The 23689-nt window shown below is 59.5% G+C and carries 23 protein-coding genes and 1 tRNA gene; 13 read left to right on the top strand and 11 right to left on the bottom strand.

The window, feature by feature from the left end; genetic code table 11:
- The 5 genes from INHI_RS0107670 (at window position 1) to INHI_RS0107650 (ending at window position 5174) form a co-directional block, all read left to right on the top strand.
- Window positions 1-1059: an ABC transporter permease gene (locus INHI_RS0107670; protein WP_014874732.1), complete on the top strand. Its 1059-nt coding sequence runs from the start codon at window positions 1-3 to the stop codon at window positions 1057-1059.
- Window positions 1056-1991 carry a nickel transporter permease gene (nikC, locus tag INHI_RS0107665; RefSeq protein ID WP_027247283.1) on the top strand — a complete coding sequence of 312 codons (936 nt, stop codon included), beginning with the start codon at window positions 1056-1058 and terminating at the stop codon, window positions 1989-1991. The genes INHI_RS0107670 and nikC overlap by 4 nt, the downstream gene beginning before the upstream one ends.
- Entirely contained in the window at window positions 1988-2842 is an 855-nt protein-coding gene (locus tag INHI_RS0107660) for an ABC transporter ATP-binding protein (protein WP_014880045.1), read from the top strand. The genes nikC and INHI_RS0107660 overlap by 4 nt, the downstream gene beginning before the upstream one ends.
- Window positions 2842-3597 carry an ABC transporter ATP-binding protein gene (locus INHI_RS0107655; protein WP_014880046.1) on the top strand — a complete coding sequence of 252 codons (756 nt, stop codon included), beginning with the start codon at window positions 2842-2844 and terminating at the stop codon, window positions 3595-3597. The genes INHI_RS0107660 and INHI_RS0107655 overlap by 1 nt, the downstream gene beginning before the upstream one ends.
- A gap of 98 nt (window positions 3598-3695) precedes the next feature.
- Window positions 3696-5174, top strand: a complete 1479-nt coding sequence (locus INHI_RS0107650; protein WP_027247282.1) for an HD-GYP domain-containing protein — start codon at window positions 3696-3698, stop codon at window positions 5172-5174.
- A 285-nt stretch (window positions 5175-5459) separates the two neighbouring features.
- On the opposite strand, the gene INHI_RS0107645 is transcribed toward INHI_RS0107650, so the two are convergent.
- Window positions 5460-5545: transfer RNA gene (locus tag INHI_RS0107645), tRNA-Leu, on the bottom strand.
- Between the two features lie 178 nt (window positions 5546-5723).
- Between INHI_RS0107645 and INHI_RS0107640 the strand changes: the two genes are divergently transcribed.
- Window positions 5724-6302, top strand: a complete 579-nt coding sequence (locus INHI_RS0107640; RefSeq protein ID WP_014874737.1) for a YqaA family protein — start codon at window positions 5724-5726, stop codon at window positions 6300-6302.
- A gap of 2 nt (window positions 6303-6304) precedes the next feature.
- Window positions 6305-6775: a disulfide bond formation protein B gene (locus tag INHI_RS0107635; RefSeq protein ID WP_027247281.1), complete on the top strand. Its 471-nt coding sequence runs from the start codon at window positions 6305-6307 to the stop codon at window positions 6773-6775.
- A gap of 52 nt (window positions 6776-6827) precedes the next feature.
- Here INHI_RS0107635 and INHI_RS0107630 read toward each other — a convergent pair whose 3' ends face one another.
- Window positions 6828-7253: an Lrp/AsnC family transcriptional regulator gene (locus INHI_RS0107630; RefSeq protein WP_014874739.1), complete on the bottom strand. Its 426-nt coding sequence runs from the start codon at window positions 7251-7253 to the stop codon at window positions 6828-6830.
- Window positions 7254-7365: 112 nt separating this feature from the next.
- Here INHI_RS0107630 and rocF point away from each other — a divergent pair, with 112 nt between their 5' ends.
- Genes rocF through ocd form a run of 3 tightly spaced genes read left to right on the top strand, consistent with a single transcriptional unit; the run spans window position 7366 to window position 10261 of the window.
- Complete coding sequence (rocF, locus tag INHI_RS0107625) at window positions 7366-8292, top strand: arginase (protein WP_027247280.1); 927 nt, start codon at window positions 7366-7368, stop codon at window positions 8290-8292.
- The gene (ctlX, locus tag INHI_RS0107620) at window positions 8289-9218 is read left to right on the top strand and encodes a citrulline utilization hydrolase CtlX (RefSeq protein ID WP_027247279.1); all 930 of its coding nucleotides are present in this window, start codon (window positions 8289-8291) and stop codon (window positions 9216-9218) included. Before rocF ends, ctlX begins: the two co-directional genes overlap by 4 nt.
- Complete coding sequence (gene ocd / locus INHI_RS0107615) at window positions 9215-10261, top strand: ornithine cyclodeaminase (RefSeq protein ID WP_027247278.1); 1047 nt, start codon at window positions 9215-9217, stop codon at window positions 10259-10261. Before ctlX ends, ocd begins: the two co-directional genes overlap by 4 nt.
- 81 nt (window positions 10262-10342) lie before the next feature.
- On the opposite strand, the gene INHI_RS0107610 is transcribed toward ocd, so the two are convergent.
- Entirely contained in the window at window positions 10343-10909 is a 567-nt protein-coding gene (locus INHI_RS0107610) for an HNH endonuclease (protein WP_014874743.1), read from the bottom strand.
- Window positions 10910-11510: 601 nt separating this feature from the next.
- On the opposite strand from INHI_RS0107610, the gene INHI_RS0107605 reads away from it, so the two are divergent.
- Window positions 11511-12209, top strand: a complete 699-nt coding sequence (locus INHI_RS0107605; protein WP_027247277.1) for a pseudouridine synthase — start codon at window positions 11511-11513, stop codon at window positions 12207-12209.
- 58 nt (window positions 12210-12267) lie between these two features.
- On the opposite strand, the gene INHI_RS0107600 is transcribed toward INHI_RS0107605, so the two are convergent.
- Both INHI_RS0107600 and INHI_RS0107595 read right to left on the bottom strand, forming a co-directional pair.
- A complete protein-coding gene (locus INHI_RS0107600; RefSeq protein ID WP_027247276.1) occupies window positions 12268-12933 on the bottom strand; it encodes an alpha/beta hydrolase in 666 nt (221 codons plus the stop codon).
- Window positions 12930-13598 carry a DNA-3-methyladenine glycosylase family protein gene (locus INHI_RS0107595; protein WP_036766976.1) on the bottom strand — a complete coding sequence of 223 codons (669 nt, stop codon included), beginning with the start codon at window positions 13596-13598 and terminating at the stop codon, window positions 12930-12932. Before INHI_RS0107595 ends, INHI_RS0107600 begins: the two co-directional genes overlap by 4 nt.
- A gap of 92 nt (window positions 13599-13690) precedes the next feature.
- Between INHI_RS0107595 and INHI_RS0107590 the strand changes: the two genes are divergently transcribed.
- Complete coding sequence (locus INHI_RS0107590; protein ID WP_027247274.1) at window positions 13691-14917, top strand: MFS transporter; 1227 nt, start codon at window positions 13691-13693, stop codon at window positions 14915-14917.
- Window positions 14918-15002: 85 nt separating this feature from the next.
- Here INHI_RS0107590 and INHI_RS0107585 read toward each other — a convergent pair whose 3' ends face one another.
- From INHI_RS0107585 to INHI_RS0107565, 5 genes are all read right to left on the bottom strand, one after another.
- The gene (locus INHI_RS0107585) at window positions 15003-15782 is read right to left on the bottom strand and encodes a squalene/phytoene synthase family protein (RefSeq protein WP_027247273.1); all 780 of its coding nucleotides are present in this window, start codon (window positions 15780-15782) and stop codon (window positions 15003-15005) included.
- Window positions 15782-17413: a citramalate synthase gene (gene cimA, locus INHI_RS0107580; protein WP_027247272.1), complete on the bottom strand. Its 1632-nt coding sequence runs from the start codon at window positions 17411-17413 to the stop codon at window positions 15782-15784. Before cimA ends, INHI_RS0107585 begins: the two co-directional genes overlap by 1 nt.
- Before the next feature lie 67 nt (window positions 17414-17480).
- Window positions 17481-18878, bottom strand: coding sequence for a cysteine--tRNA ligase (gene cysS, locus INHI_RS0107575; protein ID WP_027247271.1), 1398 nt, complete (start codon window positions 18876-18878; stop codon window positions 17481-17483).
- 305 nt (window positions 18879-19183) lie between these two features.
- Window positions 19184-19768 (bottom strand): outer membrane protein, encoded by a 585-nt coding sequence (locus INHI_RS0107570; RefSeq protein WP_014880060.1) that lies wholly within the window; start codon window positions 19766-19768, stop codon window positions 19184-19186.
- Between the two features lie 422 nt (window positions 19769-20190).
- A complete protein-coding gene (locus tag INHI_RS0107565; protein WP_027247270.1) occupies window positions 20191-20787 on the bottom strand; it encodes an outer membrane protein in 597 nt (198 codons plus the stop codon).
- Between the two features lie 473 nt (window positions 20788-21260).
- Between INHI_RS0107565 and INHI_RS0107560 the strand changes: the two genes are divergently transcribed.
- The gene (locus INHI_RS0107560) at window positions 21261-22811 is read left to right on the top strand and encodes a trimethylamine methyltransferase family protein (RefSeq protein WP_027247269.1); all 1551 of its coding nucleotides are present in this window, start codon (window positions 21261-21263) and stop codon (window positions 22809-22811) included.
- Between the two features lie 63 nt (window positions 22812-22874).
- Here INHI_RS0107560 and INHI_RS0107555 read toward each other — a convergent pair whose 3' ends face one another.
- Window positions 22875-23618 carry a glycosyltransferase family 2 protein gene (locus INHI_RS0107555; protein ID WP_027247268.1) on the bottom strand — a complete coding sequence of 248 codons (744 nt, stop codon included), beginning with the start codon at window positions 23616-23618 and terminating at the stop codon, window positions 22875-22877.
- Window positions 23619-23689 lie beyond the last annotated feature (71 nt).

Raw genomic sequence — 23689 nt, 5'->3', positions numbered from 1 at the left:
ATGGCGAATTTCGCAACAGAAACGGAGCGGCGGCCTTGGCTGCCCCTCCCCCCTTGGGCGCGCGGCACGCTGGTGACGCTGTCGTCCATCGCGGTCACAATGCTGGGCCTCTTATTTGTGACCTTCCTGATCGGTCGGGTGATGCCCATTGATCCGGTGCTGGCCATCGTCGGCGAGCGTGCCACCGAGGAGCAGTATAACGCCGCCTACCGCGAGCTGGGCCTTGACCGGTCGCTGGCGGTGCAGTTTTTCTACTATGTCACCGATGTCCTGCGGGGTGATTTCGGCACCTCATTGCTGACAGCACGCGATGTGTCCACCGATATTGCCCGTGTGTTCCCGGCGACGTTTGAACTGGCCACTATTGGCATTTTTTTCGGCTGTATCCTTGGTGTGCCACTGGGCGTCATCGCCGCGGTACGCCGGGGCAGCTGGATTGACCAGATTGCCCGTGTGATCGCGCTGGTTGGATACTCCATGCCCATCTTCTGGCTGGGCCTGATGGGGCTATTGCTGTTCTACGGCATCCTGGGTTGGGTCGGTGGGCCGGGCCGTCAGGGGATATTTTATGAGGATATGATCCCGTCGGTCACCGGGATGATCCTGCTGGATTCGCTGATTGCGGGCGACTGGGGCGCGTTTCGCGATGCGTTCTCACATATCGTGCTGCCTGCCGCGCTGCTGGGGTACTACAGCCTCGCCTATATCAGCCGCATGACGCGGTCCTTCATGCTGGAGCAGCTTTCGGCGGAATATGTCACCACCGCCCGCGTCAAGGGCATGAGCGAATGGGCCGTGGTCTGGACGCATGCATTTCGCAATATCCGCGTGCAACTGATCACCGTGATCGCGCTCAGCTATGCCAATCTGCTTGAGGGGTCGGTTCTGACCGAGATCATTTTTTCCTGGCCGGGAATTGGCAGTTACATCACCACCGCGCTTTTGTCCGCTGACATGAACGCGGTTCTGGGCGGTACAGTTGTTGTGGGGCTTGTGTTTATCTGCCTCAACATCTTCTCCGACCTTCTCTACAAAGTTTTTGATCCGAGGTCGAAATGAGCATGTCTTCGCAAACCACGGCCCCAAAGCAGGGCCTGCGCGCCTGGCTGCTGACTGACACGCCGACATCACGTCGTCAGGCGCGGCTGGCCGCCCTCTATCAAGGGTGGCTTTCATTGCGGCAGAACCACATGGCCATGGTTGGCCTTGGCATTCTGATCCTGCTGATCTCCATTGCTGTGCTGGCGCCGGTGATCGCGCCGCATGACCCTTATGTGCAGAACCTCGCCAACCGGCTGCAACCGCTTGGCAGCGAGGGGCATATTCTGGGCACGGATTCCCTTGGTCGTGATATCCTCAGCCGCTTGATCCACGGTGCGCGTATCACGCTTTATATCGTCGCATTGGTTGCAATGATTGCGCCGATTGCAGGGCTTCTCGTGGGGACGGTCTCGGGCTATGTCGGTGGCTGGGCCGATATCATCCTGATGCGGATCACCGATATCTTCCTCGCCTTTCCAAGGCTGGTTCTGGCGCTGGCCTTTGTGGCCGCGCTTGGCGCCGGGATCGAAAACGCCGTGCTGGCGATCTCTCTTACCGCTTGGCCGCCCTATGCGCGGATGGCGCGGGCAGAGACGCTGACGATCCGGTCCTCAGACTATATCAGCGCGATCCGACTGCAAGGCGCAGGTCCGCTGCGGATCATTATCAAGCATATCTGGCCGCTGTGCGTGTCTTCGCTGATTGTGCGGGTGACACTGGATATGGCCGGCATCATTCTGGCCGCCGCTGGCCTCGGCTTCCTGGGTCTGGGGGCACAGCCGCCCAGCCCGGAATGGGGCGCGATGATTTCCGAAGGGCGCCGGTTCATTCTGGATCACTGGTGGGTTGCCACCATGCCCGGTCTCGCCATCTTTGCGGTCTCGCTGGCTTTCAACCTGCTGGGCGATGGCCTGCGTGATGTATTGGACCCGAAGGACAGCGCCTCATGAGCACGCTATTGGATGTAGAAAACCTCTGGGTGCGCTTTCCCACCCGCAACGGTATCTTTGATGCCGTGCGCGGCGTGTCGTTCTCGCTTGGGCGTGAGCGGCTTGGGATTGTTGGCGAAAGCGGGTCGGGAAAATCCATGACCGGCCGTGCCATCCTTCGCTTGATCCGTCATCCTGGCATTGTTGAGGCCGATCACATCAATCTGCATGGTGAAAATCTTCTGGCCAAATCAGAGCGCGAGATGCGCAATGTGCGCGGCGAGCAGATCTCCATGGTGATGCAGGATCCGAAATTCTCGCTCAACCCGGTGATGACCATTGGCAATCAGCTGATCGAAGCGCACCGCCTGCACAGCAAATCCACCAAGGCCGAGGCCTATGCCAAAGCACTGGAAATGCTGGAGGCCGTGTCGATCCGCGACCCGGAACGGGTGATGACCGCCTACCCGCATGAGATGTCGGGCGGTATGGGCCAGCGGATCATGATCGCTATGATGCTAATCCCCAACCCCGAAATTCTGATCGCAGATGAGCCCACCTCGGCGCTGGATGTCTCGGTACAGGGGCAGGTGCTGTCGATCATGGATCGGCTGGTGAAGGAACGCGGCATGGGGCTGATCTTTATCAGCCACGATCTGAACCTTGTCTCGCAATTCTGCGACCGCGTGCTGATCATGTATGCGGGTCGCATCGTCGAGGTCTGCGACGCCAATCGCCTGCATGAGGCCCAGCACCCCTATACCAAGGGACTGTTGGGCAGCCTGCCCCGATTTGATGCACCGCGTCCACGGCTGGAGGTCCTGCAACGTGATCCCGCCTGGCGAGATGCCCCCAGCGTGGAGGGACGGTGATGACAACCGCCTTGGAAATCAACAATCTGAACGTCTATTTTGGCGACCGCGGCGCGTTGGTCCATGCCGTCAAAGCGGCCTCTCTCAGGGTTGAGACAGGTGCCAGCTTTGGCCTTGTCGGAGAGAGCGGGTCGGGAAAATCCACTATTCTGAAAGCCATCACCGGACTTGCGCCGCAATGGAACGGTGAAATCTCGGTCGAAGGCACGCGGCTTGGCCCCACCCGCGACCGGGAGTTCTATAAGACCGTTCAGATGGTGTTTCAGGATCCCTATGCCTCGCTCCATCCGCGCCAGTCGGTGGATCAGGTGTTGTCGGAGACGCTGCACCTGCACGGGTTTCGCGATATCGACGATCGGGTTGACCAATTGCTGAAAGACGTCGGTCTCGGTCCGGCCTTCCGCTTTCGCTATCCGCATCAGCTGTCGGGGGGACAACGCCAGCGCGTCGCCATTGCCCGCGCCTTGGCACCACAGCCGGATATCTTGCTGCTGGATGAGCCGACCTCGGCACTGGATGTTTCTGTTCAGGCAGAAATTCTAAACCTTCTCAGTGATTTGCGTGCCGAACATGGGCTGACCTTTATGATGGTTTCCCATGATCTCGCGGTGGTGGCGCATATGTGCGACCAGGCAGCAGTGATGCAGCATGGCGAGATCGTCGAGGTGCTCAGCATTGAGGCGATGCGTGCGGGCAGGACACAGCATCCCTATACCCAAACGCTGCTTGAGGCCTCGGCAAATCGTGTCGCCTGACCTGATGCCGATGTCTACAGGGCGGATGATCGCCGCAGTAACCTGAGATTAAGGCTGCTATAGTAGGCTAGGCGCGCGTTTGAACAAGGATGCGCGCCATGGTGGCCACTCCGACCCCGTATTCGCTGCCCGGATCGGATCCGGCCCCCGGTTTTGCGGCCGCCTCCATTGGCGTGCTGCACGATGTGACCTATTCGCGGGTCGGCGGCCAAACCATCCAGCTGGGCGAACTGCTGGGTGCACTCAGCCATGCGCTGGATCTCACCGAAGGTCAGCCAGAGGGGCATTGCGTCCGCTGCTGTTGGATTGGCATGCAGGTAGCAGATTACCTGCATCTGTCGCAGCAGGAGCGCGCGGATCTGTACTTTACGCTTCTGCTCAAGGATCTGGGATGCAGCTCCAACGCCGCCCGGATCTGCGCGCTCTACCGAACCGATGATCTCACCTTTAAGCGCAACTTCAAATTTGTCGATGGCACAACCCGGCAAAAGCTGGATTTCGTGCTGCGCCACACCGGTCAGGGGGACGGCCGTCTGAAGCGGCTGAAAACGGTCACTGGCGTGATTGGCCGCAGTGGCAGCCTGGCCACTGAACTGATCCAGACCCGCTGTGACAGGGGCGCAGAAATCGCCCGGCTGATGCGCTTCTCGGAACGGGTTGCCAATGGGATTGCCGGTCTGGACGAGCATTGGAATGGCGGCGGCCATCCGGCCGGAATCAGCCAAAAGGAGATTCCGCTGTTCTCCCGTATCGCGCTTATGGCGCAGGTCACGGATGTTTTCACGCTACAGCTGGGCTCCGGCGCCGCGGCGGATGAGCTGGAAACCCGCGCAGGCAGCTGGTTCGATCCGGAGCTGGTGCCCATCTTTACTCGCGTGATCCGCGCGCCCGGATTTTACGACAGGCTAACCAGCAACAGGCTGGAGACCAGCGTGTTCTCTGATCGCGCAGCACGGGTGAGCATGCCCGTCGATGACGACTATCTGGATGAGGTTTCTTACGCCTTTTCAAAGGTGATCGATGCCAAAAGTCCTTTCACATATGGCCATTCCGAACGGGTCGCACATTACACAGATATGATCTGTGAGGCGCTCGGTTTTGACCTGCCTCATCGGCGCTGGATGGTCCGTGCGGGGCTTCTGCATGATCTGGGTAAGTTAGGCGTGTCCAACGCGATTCTGGATAAACCCGGCCGTCTGAACAGTCAGGATATGGAGCAGGTGAAACTGCACCCAGTTCTGGGTCATGACATATTGCGACGGATTTCGGTTTTCGAAGATGTCGCAGAAGTGGTGGCGGCGCATCACGAACGGCTGGATGGGACCGGCTATCCGCACGGCCTCGGAGCGGCGGATCTGACAGTTGAAATGCGCATCCTCACCGTCGCTGATATTTTTGACGCGATGACCGCGGACCGTCCCTATCGTTCGGCATTGCCGCTGGAGAAGGCATTTGCAGTTATGGACGACATGCAGGGCACAGCCATCGACCCGAAGATCTACCACGCCCTGAAAGACGCCATCGCAGCGAGCCCATGGCCCGCCCGCGAAACGCGCCCATTCTCGCCCAGATACTGACGTTTCCGCGAATGCGCGGTCTTCTGACTGTGAGAGATACGCATGCAGATGTGACGCGAGCCATGCGCATCGGAAGAAAACTCAGACATCTGCAGTTGTAGCGCTTGCTCTCATCCCTGCGCGATTACAGCGAGAGTGGTCGCCCTCGCCGCCGACGAACCTGCAGCCCCAAAGTCGGCGAAGTTGATCCGCGACGACGCAGTTGCCGGGCTTGGGTTCTGCTTCCGAGGATGTCGAAAAGAAGAAGGGGCCGCGCGACGCAATCGCACAGCCCCTTGAAACCCTTGGTACCCAAGGCCGGACTCGAACCGGCACGCCCGCAAAGGCGGGGGATTTTGAATCCCCTGCGTCTACCATTCCGCCACTTGGGCCTCTGTCCTGTTCCTACCCAAGGCGGTCGCTGAGGTCCATAGGCAAATCGCGCCCGAAGTGGTGAAAAATGCACCTGAAGTCTGAACGACATTTGGGCGCCTCATGAGGCCATGATGGTTGACCCGCCCGCCCCCACGTGGCACCGCTCTCATCGGATTGCCAAGGAGAGCCCCGAGGATGTTGCGCGCGCTGTATGACCGAACTATGGCTCTGGCCGATCATCCCAAGGCGCTGTGGTGCCTCGCGGGTGTGGCCTTTGTTGAAAGCTCGGTTTTTCCGATCCCGCCAGATGTGTTGATGATCCCGATGATCCTCGCCCGCCCCTCTCGGGCTTGGCTGATTGCGTTGGTGGCGCTGGTGGCGTCAGTTGCGGGGGGATTGCTGGGCTACGCGATCGGTGCGTTTTTCTACGACAGTATCGGTCAACCGGTGCTTGCTGCCATGGGCAAGGCGGATGCGATGGCGGAATTCAATCAGCGCTTCAATGATTTTGGGTTTTGGGCCGTGCTGATCGCGGGCATCACACCCTTCCCCTATAAGGTGATCACAATAATGTCAGGCTGGACTGGAATGCCCATCGCAACCTTCGTTGCGACCTCCATTCTGGCGCGTGCTATGAGGTTTTTCATCGTTGCGGGGCTTCTGTGGCAATTCGGCGCGCCCATCCGCGACTTTATTGAACGGCGTCTGGGCCTTGTCTTCACGATCTTTGTCGTGTTGTTGTTTGGCGGGTTTTTCGCACTAAAGGTCTTGTAAACATGAGCCGATTTCTAATTCTGATTGCCACCGCTGGCTCAGCTGCGCTTCTGCTGGGGGCCTTCGGGTTCCAGTATCTGGGCGAGATGCCGCCGTGTAAGCTGTGCATCTGGCAGCGTTACCCGCATGGCGCCGCGATTGTGATTGGGGTGCTGGCCCTGATGGTGCCAATGGTGATCCTGCCCTATCTCGGCGCGCTGGTTGCGCTGGCCACGGCGGGTATCGGTGCTTATCACAGCGGTGTTGAGCTTGGCTGGTGGGAAGGTCCAAATTCCTGCACCTCCGGCCCGATTGGCAACCTCAGCGGCGAGGATCTGATGCAGAAAATCATGTCGGCACCGCTGGTGCGCTGCGACGATGTACCATGGGAGCTGTTCAACCTCTCAATGGCCAGCTGGAATGCGATTGCCTCGCTTTTTCTGGCCGTACTCTGGGTCGCTGCGGCCAACCACATGCGCAAGAACCGGATCTGACAGGAACACAGATGCTGGGCGCCACAATCGGATAGGCCTGGCGTTGCCCGAATTAGCTGTCCTTTTTTGTGGCAAGCAGGAGGTTGGTCTCGCTGCTGACCACCCCTTCGAATGTACGGATCTTGGCAAGGGCGGCATCCAGGGTTTCGAGCGTTTCGGTGCCCAGCTCAATAATCAGATCCCAGCGCCCGTTTGTCGTGTGGATCGCCCGCACCTCTGGCAGCCCCTGAAGCTGTCGGGTGATCCGGCTGGTACCACGGCCTTCGATGCCGATCATCATCAGCCCACGCACCGGATCGCGTAGGACATCCTCTTTCAGTACAACAGAAAACCCAAGGATATCACCTTTGGTCTGCAACCGTTCGATCCGGGCCCGGACGGTGGTCCGCGACAGGTTCAGCTGCAACGCCAGATCCGACAGGGATGCGCGTGCATTATGACGTAGCGCAGCAATCAGGCGCTCATCCGTTTTGTCCAATTTAACCTCCGACTTGATTATTTGCCCTACTATATGGGCGATTTGATCGCTGGAATCCACCTCAAATCGGAGGTTTCTAAGAGTATCTACAGTTCGCAGAGGAGATATGCGCGTGACATCCAAGACCTGTATTCTGATCGGGGCCCCGGTGGACAGCGGCAAGCGACGCGCCGGATGCCTGATGGGGCCGGATGCCTATCGCACCGCCGGTCTGGGGCGCGCAATTGAAAGTCTGGGTCACAAGGTGATCGATCAGGGCAATCTGCGTCCTGCCACCCATGAACCCGATACCAACGACGGTCTGGTCTTTGCCCGCAATGAAACGATCGGCTGGACCAATCGCCTGATCCGCGCCGCCGAAGAGGCGATGAAAGATGGCCTGCCGATCTTCCTTGGTGGCGACCATTCGCTGTCCTTGGGGTCGGTTGTTGGCGTGGCCAACCACGCGGCCAAGGAAGGCCGCCCGCAATTCGTGCTGTGGCTTGATGCGCATACCGATTTCCATACGCCTGCAACCTCTGACAGCGGCAATCTACACGGGACGCCAGTGGGCTATTTCACCGGGCGCCCTGATTTTGCAGGCTTTCCCGAGGTTGCCAATCCGGTCCCGCAAGAAAACGTCTGCATGATTGGCCTGCGTTCCGTGGATACCCCGGAACGCCTCGCGCTTGAGGCCAGCGATATTCACCGTCATGACATGCGTGACATCGACGAAAATGGAATTGCCGGTCCGCTCTCTGCCTTTCTCCAGCGGGTCAAAGATGCCAACGGAATGCTGCATGTCTCGCTCGATGTTGATTTTCTGGATCCGTCTGTAGCCCCCGCAGTCGGCACCACCGTGCCCGGCGGCGCCACAGTACGCGAGGGTCATCTGGTTTGCGAAATGCTGCATGATTCCGGCCTGATGACCTCGCTTGATCTGGTGGAGCTGAACCCGTTTCTGGATGAGCGCGGTCGTACCGCGCATCTAATGGTGGATCTCTGCGCTTCGGCTCTTGGTCGCCGCGTCTTTGACCGCCCAACACGGAGCTATCAATGAGACGGCTTCAGGCCCCCGGTGCGGTGGTGATGATCCGACCACATCATTTCTGCTCCAATCCGGAGACGCGCGACGATAATGCGTTTCAGACCCTTGCGCGTGAGACTGCCGATGTCACCTCGGCCCAGGCATTGGCTGAATTCGACGCAGCTGTTGCAGCGCTGCGCGGCGCTGGTGTGAGCGTGCATGTGTTTGACGACACCAGCACAGAGATCCCGGACAGCGTCTTCCCCAACAACTGGTTTTCGACCCATGCCGGCGGCCATGTTGCGGTCTACCCGATGTATGCGGCCAACCGGCGCAAGGAACGCCGTTGGGATGTGATCGAACTGCTGAAGCGGGACTACCGCGTTCAAGATGTGATCGACTATTCCGGGCTGGAACAGGACGGGCTGGCGCTCGAAGGTACCGGCGCCATGGTGCTCGATCATATCGGACGCATCGCCTATACCGTGAAATCCAACCGTGCCGATCCGGTGCTGCTGGAACGCTTCTGCACCCATTTCAACTTTGAACCGATGGTGTTCGAAGCGCGGGACGCGCAGGGCCGTGATGTCTATCACACCAATGTTCTGATGGGCATCGGCACGGATTATGCGCTGATCTGCCTTGATATGATCACCGATCCAATGCGTCGGGCCGAAGTTGCCGCGCGGCTGGAGGAAACCGGACGCCGGGTGATTGATCTTACGCCCGAACAGATCGCCGGATTTGCCGGCAATGCGCTGGAGCTGACCGGTGATCGCCGTCTTCTGGCGCTCTCCTCCCGCGCGGTGGAGGTACTGCGCCCAGAACAGATCGCCATAGTCGAGCGCAGTGCCGACTTGCTGCCGCTCTCCATCCCTACAATCGAAACCGCTGGCGGGTCGGTGCGCTGCATGCTGGCAGCCATCCACCTCAGCCCCCGTGAAAGGACCCAGTTATGACCCAACCCTCGGACAAGGCACTTGTGCCTTTTGTCAGCGTCGACAATATGATGCGCCTCATTCATCATGTTGGAATTGACACCGTGATGAAGGATCTGGCCACCTATATCGAAGAAGATTTCAAACGCTGGGAGCTGTTTGACAAAACGCCGCGCGTGGCCAGCCACTCCGATGTGGGCGTGATTGAGTTGATGCCAACCTCCGACGGCGAGGCGTATGGCTTCAAATATGTAAACGGCCACCCGAAAAACACCTCTGAGGGGCTGCAGACAGTCACTGCCTTTGGCCTCTTGGCGGATGTCTATACCGGCTATCCGGTGCTGCTGACCGAGATGACGATCCTGACCGCATTACGCACCGCTGCGACCTCAGCTATGGTGGCAAAGCATCTGGCCCCCAAAGAGGCGACGACGATGGCGATGATCGGCAATGGCGCCCAGTCAGAATTCCAGTCACTGGCGATGCAGGCGATCTGCGGGCTGAAATCCGTGCGGCTTTATGATGTTGATCCGGCTGCAACCGCGAAATGCGCGGCGAACCTGAAGACCAGCGGGCTGGACGTTGTGGCCTGCAAAACGCCGGAAGAGGCCATCGAGGGCGCGCAGATCCTGACCACCTGCACCGCCGACAAGCAATATGCCACGATCCTGACCGACAACATGGTCGGAAGCGGTGTCCACATCAACGCCATCGGCGGAGATTGCCCCGGCAAAACGGAGCTTGCACCGGGCATCCTGTCCCGCTCTGACGTGTTTGTGGAATTCCCGCCCCAGACCCGGATCGAAGGCGAGATCCAACAGATGCCTGAGGATTTTGAAGTCACCGAGCTGTGGCAGGTGATCCTGGGCCAGAAACCCGGTCGCCGCGATGACAAGCAGATCACCCTGTTCGACAGCGTCGGTTTTGCGATCGAGGATTTCTCGGCCCTGCGCTACATCCGCGACCGGATCAAGGATACGGATTTCTTCCTTGAGTTGGATATGCTGGCCGACCCTGACGATCCGCGCGATCTCTTTGGCATGGTGCAACGCGCCAAGGGCTGAGATTTCGGGATATAGACAACCAAAAGCCCCGACAGCTTTGCTAATCGGGGCTTTTTTTATGGATAAATCTGTTGTGGTTTCTCAGCTGTCCAATTCGCTGTCCCAATAGAGAAAGTCCATCCAGGTCTGGTGCAGCTCTGGTTTGGGACGCGGCAGGCGCCGGGCAATGGCGTCCAGCTCATGCGGACTGGGGGCAAAGGGTTTGCGGCGCAGTTTCAGCCCGACCTGCTGTGGCTTCAGATTGCCTTTGCGCAGGTTATCGGCACTGCAACAGGCCACGATATTGGTCCAGGAAGATGCGCCGCCTTTGCTGCGGGGGATGACATGGTCAAATGTCAGATCTTTGGCGGCAAACCGCTTGCCGCAATACTGGCAGCAGAACTCATCGCGCAGGAAGACGTTATAGCGGGTAAAGGCGACTTTCTTACGCTTGCGATAGCGCTTTAGCGCCACAACAGAAGGGACTTCGAAGGATTGCGAGGCAGAATGCACCTCGACATCTTCGTAGGTTTTGACCTGGATCACACGCTCCTGATGAACGGCGACAAATGCATCCTGCCAATTGCAGACAGACAGCGGTGCCCAACTGAGTGGCTGCATATCTGCGTTCAGAATCAAGGTTCTGAGATTGCCAACGGCGACGGTCATACTGCACCTCCTCGTTTCAATGGCCTGGACCTGCGCCAAGGTCCCGGCCATCGACCACCACCCTGCCCCCGCACACGGGCCGGCACAGCGGTGGTTTCAGAAAAAACAAAAGCGCGTGGAGCCCACGCGCTTGTCTTTGGATCAGTCATATGAATCTCAGCATACTGAGGGCGAACCGACAGAGGGCTTCGATGCGGCCAGACAGGTATTCGCAGACCAATCAGCGGACGCATCCCCTTGTTGCAGCAACTCACAGGCTCACCTTGGGCGACGGCTGTACACCCATCGCCAATACCTGCTGAAATCTGTTGCTGGTGGATCTGCATGTTCTGCAACGGCTCTACCGCCCTGTCTGCCTGTGTTCCGACATCAGAGCGGGGAACCCGCCCCTGCTTTGAATTAACTATATATCGTGGCCTGCAACTGGCAAGCCCCCATTATCAATGATTCTAACACGGCCTCGGACCAGCTTTCTGATTGATCACTAGGATGCTTCCGTGACAGCAGCATGACGGCTAGACGCTGATCTGCACCCGGCCAAACCACGCTGGAGGCGCTCGTCACCCTTGCCACTTAGTAAAGCGCTGCCTATTGCAGGCTGATGACCAGATTGATCCGCTTCAACAAACCCTATGATGTACTGCCCCAGTTCACCGATCGTGGCAGCGACAGCAGTCCGCGTGCGACGCTCAGCGACTGGATTGATCTGCCGGGGGTTTACCCTGCGGGGCGGTTGGACCGTGACAGCGAGGGGCTGATGCTGCTGACCGATCATGGGCGTTTGCAAGCGTGGATTTCGGACCCGCAGCATAAGATGCCGAAAACCTATTGGGTACAGGTCGAGGGCACACCGGATGCCGCCGCCATTCAGGCGCTGGCCAACGGCGTGGAGCTGAAAGACGGGATGACCCGCCCAGCCAAAGCCGCGTTGATTGAGGAACCGGAAGGGATCTGGGCACGCAACCCACCGATCCGGGTGCGAAAGTCCGTGCCTGACAGCTGGATCGCGCTCACCATCCGCGAAGGCCGCAACCGGCAGGTGCGGCGAATGACAGCCGCTGTCGGCCATCCGACCCTGCGCCTCATCCGGGCGGCGATTGGGATCTGGACGCTGGACGGCTTGTCCCCCGGCACCTGGGAGGATCTGGAGGCGCCAATTATTCCGGGTCCGCCAAAACCCAAACCTGCGCCAAACCGACAGGCCATTGCCCGGCGCAAAGCCGCCGCGTCAAAGCCCGCTCGACCGGAGTCGGATGCAGGCTTAAAACCGCGAAAACCAAGAAAGCCGCGCAAGCGTTAAGCTGCGCGGCTGGTGTTGTTTTCTGATCCTGCTGCAACCGGAACCGGTCGCAGTGGTGTCACAGGCTCAGCTTGTCACGCATGAAGGCCAGCGCCACGCTCAACCCGTCGGGTGCAATGCCGTGACCTGTGCCCTTCATGATATGGGCGAAGACATCCTGGAACCCGGCCTCTCCCAGCGCCTCGGCAGCCTCGGGCAGTGATTGCGGCGGCACCACATCGTCAGCGTCGCCATGCACCAGCAGCACCGGCATTTTTGAGACCACCTCATCCTTTAGCGTCTCCGGCGAGAGCAGCCGCCCGGAGAAGGCGACGATCCCCGCCACCGCATCTTCACGGCGGGGTGCGACATGCAGGCTCATCATCGTGCCTTGGGAGAATCCAAACAGCACCACTTGCTCGGGCAGCACATCTTCATCCACCATTAGCGCATCCAGAAATGCGTTCAGATCCTCGATGGAGGCCATCATGCCCCGCATGGATTCCTCTTCGGAAGAACCGTCGATCCAGGGGATCGGAAACCATTGGAAGCCAAAGGGCGTGCCCGCACAACGCTCCGGCGCATCGGGCGCCACAAACAATGTATCCGGCAGATGTTCGCCCAAGGGGTCAGCCAGTCCCAGCAGGTCGGCGCCATTGGCCCCATAGCCATGCAGAAACACCACCACGGATCGGGTCTGCCCCGACAAAGGCGCCTTGCGCTCGGCTGATAAAACTCGTGTCATCGGATCCCTTCCCTGTCCTTTGCCACCCGGTAATAGGCCCAGAGCACGCGCGCCGCAACCGACCGCCACGGCGACCATGCCTCGGCGATGCGGCGCATCGCGGCGGGTTTGGGCCGCTCTGGCAGGTCGAGCAGTATCCGCGCACCCTCCTGCAACGCCAGATCACCATGGGCAAAGACATCGGCCCGCCCAAGCGAGAACATCGCATAGATTTCCGCGGTCCAAGTGCCGATGCCCGAAACTTGCGTCAGGGTCTCAATCACCTCGGAATCCGGCAGCTGGCGTAGGGCGTCGAAATCAATGCCGGCCGCAGCCAGGGCGTGGGCGTAGCGGATTTTCTGACGGCTGAGACCGACACCGCGCAGATCATCCTCGCTAGCGGCGGCAACGGCAGTGGCGGTGTCCAACCCCGCCTCAACCATCCGGCCCCAGATCGCATTGGCAGAGGCGACGCTCACCTGCTGGCTGACAATCGCGCTGAGCAGTTCGGCAAAGCCCTCGGGTTTGCGGCGCAGGGGCAGCGGTCCGCAGAGGTCAATCGCGGCGGCAAATCGCGCGTCGTGATCGGCCAGCCAAGCTGCTCCTTCAGATACGCAGGCGTCACTGGTGATGATCCGTCCGACGTTAACCGCCCCCGCCGCATCCGGATTTTTCGATCCTGTCATGTGTCACCTCTCCTTGCGTCTTTTTCGCGCGCATAACGCACTGATGCAGCATCAATCTTGCCCTGCCGGATATTCAGGGATACGCATCTGTCATGACTGACAGCCTCCCCCTCCCCGACGACCGCATCGCCAAACGCAATGTTGTCATTCTCGTGCTTGCGCAGGCCTTTTTGGGCGCGCAGATGCCGATGATCTTCACCATTGGTGGTCTCGCAGGTCAATCGCTTGCCAGCAATGCCTGTTTCGCGACCCTGCCGATTTCGCTGATCGTCGCCGGTTCCATGCTGGCAGCAACGCCGATCTCCGCGATCATGCAGCGTTACGGGCGCAAGGCGGGATTCTTTGTCGGGGCTGCCGGCGGCACCCTTGGCGGGGTCATTGGTGCCTATGGGCTCTACCTTGGTTCCTTCCCCATCTTCCTGTTTGGCAGCTTCCTGACCGGTATCTACATGAGCGCGCAAGGTTTTTACCGCTTTGCCGCCACTGACACCGCGTCCGATGCGTTTCGGCCCAAGGCAATTTCTTATGTGATGGCGGGCGGGTTGCTCTCAGCCATTATTGGCCCGCAGATCGTCAAGGCGACCAGCCAAGCCTTTGTGATCCCCTTCCTCGGCACCTATATGGCCGTGGTCGCAGTCAATGTTCTGGGCGCCATCCTGTTTCTGTTCCTCAAGATCCCCAAACCCCCGGTGCCCAGCGAGGACGCGCCCAAGGGACGCAGCCGTCTGGAGCTGCTGCGCACACCCACCATCGCCGTGGCCGTGATCTGTGCAATGGTGTCCTACGCGCTGATGAACTTAGTGATGACCTCCACCCCGCTGGCGGTTGTTGGCTGTGGCTTTACCGAAGGCAGCGCGGCTGACGTGGTGACCGCCCACGTGCTGGCAATGTATGTGCCTTCCTTCTTTACCGGTCATCTGATTGCGCGTTTCGGCGTTGAAAAGGTTGTTGGCGCCGGCCTTGTGATTCTTGCCGCAGCCGGGGCTGTCGCGCTGCAGGGCGTGGATCTGGAAAATTTCTTTGTCGCCTTGGTCTTGCTGGGCATTGGCTGGAACTTTGGCTTCATTGGTGCAACCACCATGTTGGCCGGCGCACATGAGAGCTATGAGCGCGGCCGGATGCAGGGGCTGAATGATCTCTTGGTCTTTGGCGGCGTCACCTTTGCCTCGCTGGCCTCGGGCGGGCTGATGAACTGTTCAGGCGGTAGTGCGGTCGAAGGCTGGACCGCCGTGAACATGGCGATGGCGCCCTTCCTGGTCCTGGCGGGCGGCGCGCTCTTGTGGCTTGCGTTGAAACCCCGAGCTGTACGTGACATGTGATCTCCGGTTAACCCGCTGCAGAAAAAGAAAAAGACGCCAGGCGGAAAGCCGTCGGCGTCTTTTTTCCATCTGAATCTCAGTGAACCTACCAGCGCCCGGTCGAGACCCGATAGATCAGACTGGTGCGACGGCGGAATTCACTTGTCCCCAAGGCGCCATCTGCAACCCGTTGCGGCACGGCGACGGCCTGTTGCAGGATCTTGTCCGCCTGCCAGCCTGGCAGGAGCGCCGGCAGCGAAGATGCCGCCATCGCTCCCCGATTGGCGCGGGCTTCTTTCAACGCCGCAAGGCCATCCTGGGCCAGTGCCCGTACTCCCTCGGGGGTGCCATCCAGAAGCGGCACGCGCTTCTCTGCAACCAATTTGGGTATTGCGCGCAGCCAATTGGCGACGCCGACCCCATAGGCGAACCGGCGCACTAGTGTCTGATCACGTGCCCCCAGCGTCGCCGCTGCCATCCACATGAGCGAGCCTGTGGTCTTGTCGATGTGATCCGCCAGTGCCGCCTCATCCTCAAACGGGTCTCGGTAGATGTCCCAGCGGCGGGCCTCTGCCATTTCATCAATATGCACCGCCAGTTCCGGCGTCAGGACCCTGGCCAGCGGTGTGGCGACAAAATGTCGACGCACAGAACCACCGGCGGCAATCTCGGCGCCGACGTCGCGCCACCATTGCACACGCATTTCGGCAATCATTGCCTCGGTTGAGGCCCAGGGTGCCCGCGCCAATTCCAGATTAAACGCGTAAATCGCAAACAGGGCGGCGCGCGTAGAGACTGGCGAGGCCATCACCGTGGCAAAACGGTCGGGATCGCCTTTCTGTACCAGATCGGCGCAGGTAATCAGGTCGTCATCAAATGTCGTCATCAGACGCCAACGCCCCCGGCATCGGTGTCGCGTAGCAGCTTCCAGCGGATCGCATCCAGCAGCGCCTCAAACGAGGCATCTATTATGTTCGCGCTGACGCCAACGGTAGACCAGCGTCGCCCGGCGCCATCTTCGCTGTCGATAATGACCCGTGTCACCGCCTCGGTGCCGCCTTGGGTGATGCGCACTTTGAAATCAACCAGCCGCATATCACCCAGCGCCTTGGAATACTGGCCCAGATCCTTGGTCAGCGCCTTGGCCAGCGCGTTCACCGGACCCCGGTCGCTACCGGTCTCGTCCAGCGATTCACTCACCGACAGCAGCTTTTGGCCATCCACCTTAACGACCACAACCGCCTCAGAGAGCGAGACCATCCGGTCATACTTGTTCTTGCGCCGCTCCACCGTGACCTTATAGCGCTTCACCTCAAAGAAACTTGGAAGCTGCCCCAGCTCCTCGCGCGCCAGGATCTCGAACGAGGCCTGCGCGGTGTCATAGGAATACCCCTCGGCCTCACGGGTTTTGATCCGCTCCAGAATTCGCGCCAGCGCCGGGTCGCCGTTCTCAACGCGCAGACCGGCCTCCGACAGGCGACGGCGCAGATTGGACTGCCCTGCCTGATTGGACATCGGAATGATACGCGCATTGCCAACCAATGTCGGGTCAATATGTTCGTAGGTGCTCGGATCCTTCAGGATCGCGCTGGCATGCAGCCCGGCCTTATGGGCAAAGGCGGAGGCCCCAACATAAGCGGCCTGTTTCGTTGGTACCCGGTTCAGAATCTCATCCAGCATCCGGCTGAGCGCGGTGAGCGTACTCAAGCCCTCGTGGCTGACACCGATGTCAAACTGGTCCGCATAGGGGTGTTTCAGCAGCAGTGTGGGGATCAGTGTGGTCAGATTGGCATTGCCGCAGCGCTCCCCCAGACCGTTCAGCGTGCCTTGGATCTGCCGCGCGCCTGCATCCACAGCCGCCAGCGAGCAGGCCACCGCATTTTCGGTATCATTATGGGTGTGAATGCCCAAATGATCCCCCGGCAACCCGGCCGCGATCACCTCCGCCACGATCCGCCCCACGTCCCCCGGCAAGGTGCCGCCATTGGTATCACACAGCACCACCCAGCGCGCGCCTGCTTCAAGCGCGGCGCGGCATGCCGCCAGCGCGTAGTCCGGGTTGTCCTTGTAGCCGTCAAAAAAATGTTCGGCATCAAACAGCGCCTCGCGCCCCTGCGCCACAAGATGCGCGATGGAGGCCCGGATATTATCGAGGTTCTCCTCAAGCGTGATCCCCAGCGCATGGGTGACGTGATAATCATGGCTTTTGCCGACCAGACAGACCGCCGCTGTGCCGGCATTCAACACCGCCGCCAGCACATCGTCGTTTTCCGCGGAACGCCCTGCCCGTTTGGTCATGCCAAAGGCAGTCATGGTCGCGCGCGTCCGGGGGGCTGCGTCAAAGAACCCGCTGTCGGTCGGATTGGCGCCGGGCCAGCCTCCTTCGATGTAGTCCACCCCAAGCCCGTCCAGCGCCGTCGCAATCTGCACCTTCTCGGTGGTCGAGAACTGCACACCCTGGGTCTGCTGCCCATCGCGCAGCGTGGTGTCATAGAGGTAAAGACGTTCTTTGGTCATGGCTGGCCTTATGGCTTGGCGGAATGAGGGTGGCCCTCACCTCTGAGGGCAGTGGTCTGTTTTGGTGCTAGATCGCGTCCAGTTTGCTGGAATCGAATGAGGGGCCGGGCACCAGTTCAACGCCGGTCTTACTCATCCGGACCTCAACCCCAGCAGCAACAAAGGCCGCCTTCAGGCGATCAACCTCGGAAAAATCCTTACTCTGCATAGCGACTTCCCGAGCATCGGATAGTTTTCTCTCATATAAGGTTAGATCAATGTTCTCACCGGTAGCCCATGTTGGAGTGTCCGCACCCATAAGACCCATGAACTTCAAACTAGCCCGCATGCTTGCAGCATCTTCGGCATGAAAAAGCTGATGCAATTCGGCAATTGCTTGGGCTGTATTTAGATCATCGGATAGTGCATTGATCACCCCAACATATGGTTCTTCATTGTCTAGGGCCGTTGCCGCAAGCTGATACCACTTACGCAGCGTTGCCTCTGCTTCTTTTGCTTTTTTGTCGGTCCAATCCATCGGCTTGCGATAGTGGGTTTGCAAAAATACCAACCGGATCACCTCCCCCGGATACCCCTGATCCAAGAGGTCGCGCACGGTGAAAAAGTTGCCCAGAGACTTGGACATCTTCTTTCCTTCGACCTGCAGCATCTCATTATGCAGCCAGATTTTTGCAAAATCACCCTCGGGATGGGCACAGCAGCTTTGCGCAATTTCATTCTCGTGATGCGGGAACATCAGGTCATTGCCGCCGCCGTGAATGTCGAAACTATCGCCAAACAGTTCGTGGCTCATGGCGGAGCATTCGATATGCCAACCCGGACGACCCCGGCCCCAGGGGCTGTCCCAACCGGGCAGCTCATCGGTGGAGGGCTTCCACAGCACGAAATCCATCGGATCGCGTTTGTTATCGGCCACTTCAACCCGCGCACCGGCAATCATGTCGTCCACCGACCGGCCGGACAGCGCGCCGTAATCCTTGTAGCTCTTGACCGAGAACAGCACATGACCGGCACCGTCCGCATAGGCATGACCCTTGGCGATCAGCTCTTCGATCATCGCGATCATCTGCGGGATATAGGCGGTTGCGCGCGGCATGTGATCCGGCTCCAGCGCGCCCAGTTCAGCCATATCCGCCAGATACCAACTGATAGTCTCTTCTGTGCGCTCCTGTACCAGCTCTTCCAGCGTGCCCGGCGCGCCTGCTTCCTTGCGGGCCAGCGCGGTTGCGTTGATCTTGTCATCCACATCGGTGAAATTGCGCGCATAGGTGACATGATCGGTGCCGTAGACGTGGCGCAACAGGCGATAGAGCACATCAAACACCACCACCGGGCGCGCATTGCCTAAATGGGCGCGGTCATAGACTGTCGGCCCACAGAGATAGAGGCGCACATCGTCGGGATTGATCGGGTTCAGCACCTCTTTGCCTCTGGTGCGGGTGTTGTGCAGCTTGATCGTCGTCATCACAAATCCTTCGTCTGACCGCGGCGCAGTGCGCCTCTGGCCAATCTCCCAACGGGTGCCGCAGGTACGCGGCGCGCAGCGCGGGCTTAGCAACTTGTTCAAAAGAAGGGAACGACAGAAACCAGCCCGCTGACTATTTCAGCAGGTAATGCAGCAGGTAATAATGTTGCAAATCCGGTTCATAAGATTGGCATAACACAGCAAGAAAGCCCCGCCAAGCCTGCAATTCAGACTTAAGCCTCACGCCGACGCAAAACGGCGCGCCCATCGAAATGGACGCGCCGCTGTTATCACTGGGGGGCAAATCAGAACTGGTAGGAGGCCCGCAGCGATACGGTGGTCGCATCGGCGCTGATGCCGGAGCTGCCCAGATTATCGAAGTCATGCTCCAACACTTCACCACCGACAGTCCATTGGTCGGTCACGCGGTAGGCGACGCCGATACCGTAAAATTCACCGGTTTCATCACCAACAGAGGTGTCGACCTGCGCCACACCGCCAGTCACATAGGCGAGGACGGGACCGAAGTCATACCCGGCCTTCACCTTGCCACGCATCACGGAGTCCACAGTGGCGGCACCGCCGCCAAGATCGACATCTGTGGCGTCATAGTCAATCTCACCACCCAGCACGAAGCGGCCAAAATCATAGTTATAGCCAGCGTGCACACCGTAAGAGACATCATCGCCTGACAGGCCGTTGCTGGTGTCTGCGTCCAGCTGCCCGATTTGGCCACCGATATAGGCACCGGTCCAATCGCCACCGTCATTGGCAACCACGACGGGCGGTGCCGTAGGGGCTGGGGCCACGACGGGCTCTTCCAGATTGCCGGCAAAGGCTGGGGTGCTCAGGGCGGCGGCGATGGCGGCCATGGATACGATACGAGTCATCTCGACTTCTCCTTGTCTGTCTTTCGACATGTGTCTTCTCAAAGACGCGCTACTCTCGCGTCTGCCCCTCCTAAAGAAGATCGACAGCGGTTTTGTTCCAGACCCCGTCGAGTTTTTCCGAATTTCTGCGCATTATTTGGCCCAAAATGAGGGCATGAGGCAGGTTCCTGCCGATTGATTTCGGGCGTCTAATCGCCGATTGGCAAATCCGCGCCGGTGCCTTGCCGGACCGGCCAACCACCGCTCATCTGGCTTCTGAAACCGGGGCCGTCATGCAACTCTTGATCTGCCCATTGCGCCAGTCGCGCGACGATGGATGAGACGCTGCGAAGTGATGGCCAGATCTAGGTGTGTTTGGACACTAGCCCCAAGAGGTCGATCCCGGCAGCCACGCCTATTGACGGATGGTGAGAGGGAGGGCGTCAGAACTGAAAAGATGCGCGGATCGACAGGATATCACGCGAGGGCGTCTGAACGGCGGCGCCATCGCTTGCGTCCTGATGCAGGTATTCCCCGCTGACATGCAGAGCCCGGTTGAGGGAGTAGCTGAGCCCAAGGCCATAAACCGCCCCGTTGTCGCTATCTGTGGCGGTTTCATTGCGGGCTGAGCCGACGGTGACATATCCCAGCGTCTCCCCCATATCGTAACCGGCCCTCAGTTTGATCCGCCGGGTCTGATCCTCCGTCAGGTCAGAGCGGGCACGCCCGCTGCGATCAACCTCGACCTCCCCGCCCAGCACCACGAGACCAAAATCATGATCATAGCCAAGGTGAAGCCCCGACGCGCTTACTGAACCCCGCACTGATTGCGCGGCCTGTACGCGCGCCATGGAGGCGCCAAGGAAAAAACCGCTCCAGTCACCAGCAGAACAGGGCGCAGCCGCAAGGACCGCCGCTGTGAGCCCGGCAATCGCTGCCCACCGGGCTGATCCGCTACCACCTGTCCGAAGCCACCGGCGCCGCTGCTTACGATGCGCCGAGAGATCATGGTCCGTGCTGCGAATGAAGGCCGGTGTCATCGGCACTGCCCTTTTTTGACGGCGCGCCGTTCAGGCGCGCGTGATTGCCCATCTCCGACCAGTATCTCTGCAAATGCTTAACACCGGGTTCAGCATGATGGCGTTCTCAGAGTGCCTCAGTTGGTAACACCAACATAGACGAAATTCACCCTTTAACGCGCTAATATTTATACATTTTTACCGATCATGCTCGGAGGTGAATTTAGAAGTTGGCGCATCTCCGTTGTGAAATATTGGTCGCAAATTTCACATAAGTCGCAAATGAGATAGAATCGGTCGCCCTCTGTGCAACGATGTACAGACGACAACGGAGCAGTGACATGGCAGCCAGCCAGCCAGGGAAACAGTCAGGAGAACGGTGGTTCATCAGTCTGATCGGCCGCACAATCGGCGCGTCCCGTGGTCGGGCGGCGCGGGGACGACCGAGGCGGATCTGAAACGATCAGCTTCCATTTCAGACCCAGAGAGACCTTATGACAGATCAATCGAACTCCCCTCGTGCGTCCCGAAGCGGTGGCCGCGCTGCCCGCCGTGCTGCCCGGGCAGCCCCCCTTGCCGACCATCTGCGCCCCGTTCGGGCCGGGCTGGAGGGCGGCCTTTATCGCCCGCTCAGCGACGCCGGTGTTGCACGTATCCACGAAGCCGCGCTGAACGCGTTGGAGCAGATCGGCCTTGCCGACGCGCCACCAAGCGGGGTTGCCTATCTGAAAGCTGCGGGCTGCATTGAAGGCGACGATGGCCGCATCCGGTTCCCCCGTGCCCTGGTAGAGGACACGATTGCCAAGGCCAACCGATCGGTCACCCTGTTCAGCCGGGATGGCAAGAACGACCTCGAACTCTCAGGCACGCGGGTGCATTACGGCACTGCCGGTGCTGCAGTCCATGTGGTTGATGTTCATGGCCGGACATATCGCGATTCAACCGTGCAGGATTTGCACGACGCGGCCCGGATCACCGACCAATTGGACAACGTCCACTTCCTGCAGCGGCCTATGGTGTGCCGCGATATTCTCGACAATATGGAAATGGACCTGAATACGGTCTACGCGAGCTGCTCTGGCACGCTGAAACATATCGGAACATCCTTTACCGAGCCGAGCCATGTGCCGCCGGCACTGGAGATGCTGCATATGATTGCAGGCGGTGAGGACAAATGGCGCGAGCGTCCGTTTATGTCCAATTCCAACTGCTTTGTTGTGCCCCCGATGAAGTTTGCCACCGAAAGCTGCGAGGTGATGGAGCTGTGCATCAAGGGCGGTATGCCGGTTCTCTTGCTGTCCGCGGGCATGGCCGGCGCCACCGCACCATCAACGATTGCCGGCGCCATTGTGCAGGCGGTTGCCGAATGCCTTGCCGGTCTGGTCTACGTCAACGCCGTCAAACCCGGGGCGCCTGCGATCTTTGGCACCTGGCCTTTCGGGCTTGATCTGCGAACCGGGGCGATGTCGATCGGATCTGGCGAACAGGCGCTGCTGACGGCGGGCTGCGCGCAGATGCATCATTTTTATGACCTGCCGGGCGGCGCCGCCGCTGGCGCCTCTGACAGCAAACTGCCCGACATGCAGGCCGGATGGGAGCAGATGTGCTCCAACGTGATGGCGGGGCTGTCGGGGTGCAATATGGTGTATGAGGCGGCCGGAATGCATGCCTCTCTGCTTGGGTTCTGCCTTGAGTCGCTGATCCTGAGCGACGATATGCTCGGCCAGGCGCTGCGTTGCGTGCGCGGTATTGAGGTGAGCGAAGACACCGTTGCCATCGATCAGATTGCTGAAGTCTGCCTTAGCGGAACTGGCCATTATCTGGGTACGGACGCTACGCTCAGCCGGATGCAGCAGGATTTCGTTTATCCCACATTCGGGGATCGCACCTCTCCCAAGGAATGGGCTGAGCTGGACAAGCCTGACCTCATCGAAAAGGCGATAGCCCGCAAGGAACATATCCTAAGCCAAGCCTCGCAGGCGCAATTCGATCCAGTTCTGGATCAGGCTTTGCGAGAGAGATTTAACATTCACTTATCCCGCTAGACGATTGAAATACCTATGGGCATCACCTCAGACTGCCCATAGGTGTACTTTGACGTCGCGATGTCAGAGCGCCTTCAGCCGCTGCCGAAGATATTCCAACCAGCCGCGAAAACTGGTGGTCCTGGCAAATTTTCTGCCCATGTATCGCAGCTCCTTCTGCCGCAACGCCTTGCTGACAGACGCGCTGACCTGACCCTCATGCATGCGGTTGGCAATCACGGTGTCGGGCACCACCACCGGATCTCCGTAGGCATCCCACAGGCGTTTGTAGAGGTCCACATCCATCAGCCAGATCAAGGCTTCGTCGAACTCCATCGCGGAGGTACGGCGCATGGCGAGAACCGAGGGGCTGGAAACGGTATTCTTGCCAAAATGCATCCGATCGGTCAGCCGAGGTCGCATCGGACGGGTCACAGTGCTGCCATCCCGCGTAACGCCAGAGCCGCAGAGGCACCAGTCCGCACCCTGCCCCATTGCATCATGTATGTGCGCCAACCCGTTGGGGTCTATAATCAAATCATCTTGGAACAGAACCTTGATGATATCGCCGGTTGCATGGGCTATTGCGTTGTTCACATTCGCCGAGGCCTGTCTCAGCCCCTCGCGGTTCCACAGATGGGTGATGGTCAGCCGGTCGGCATAAGTCCGGCAGACCTCAGCAACCGCCATATCATCGGATTGATCTGATACAACGATATCAAAATCGCTGAAACTCTGATGGCAGAGATGGTCAAAGGAATCCGCCAAGTAGCGCGCACCATCCCCGCCCATAGCATAGGCGGGAATGCAGAGGGTGATTGCAGGCATGGTGGGTTCCTTGGCCGGGAGTGTTTTGCCCTGCCTAGCAAAGCCGGGTCACGAGTCCAAGCCAGGGACCT

Source organism: Phaeobacter inhibens DSM 16374 (genome assembly GCF_000473105.1).
Classification (GTDB): domain Bacteria; phylum Pseudomonadota; class Alphaproteobacteria; order Rhodobacterales; family Rhodobacteraceae; genus Phaeobacter; species Phaeobacter inhibens.
The sequence above is the reverse complement of the archived record's forward strand: the minus strand, read 5'-3'. Positions and strand labels throughout refer to the sequence as shown.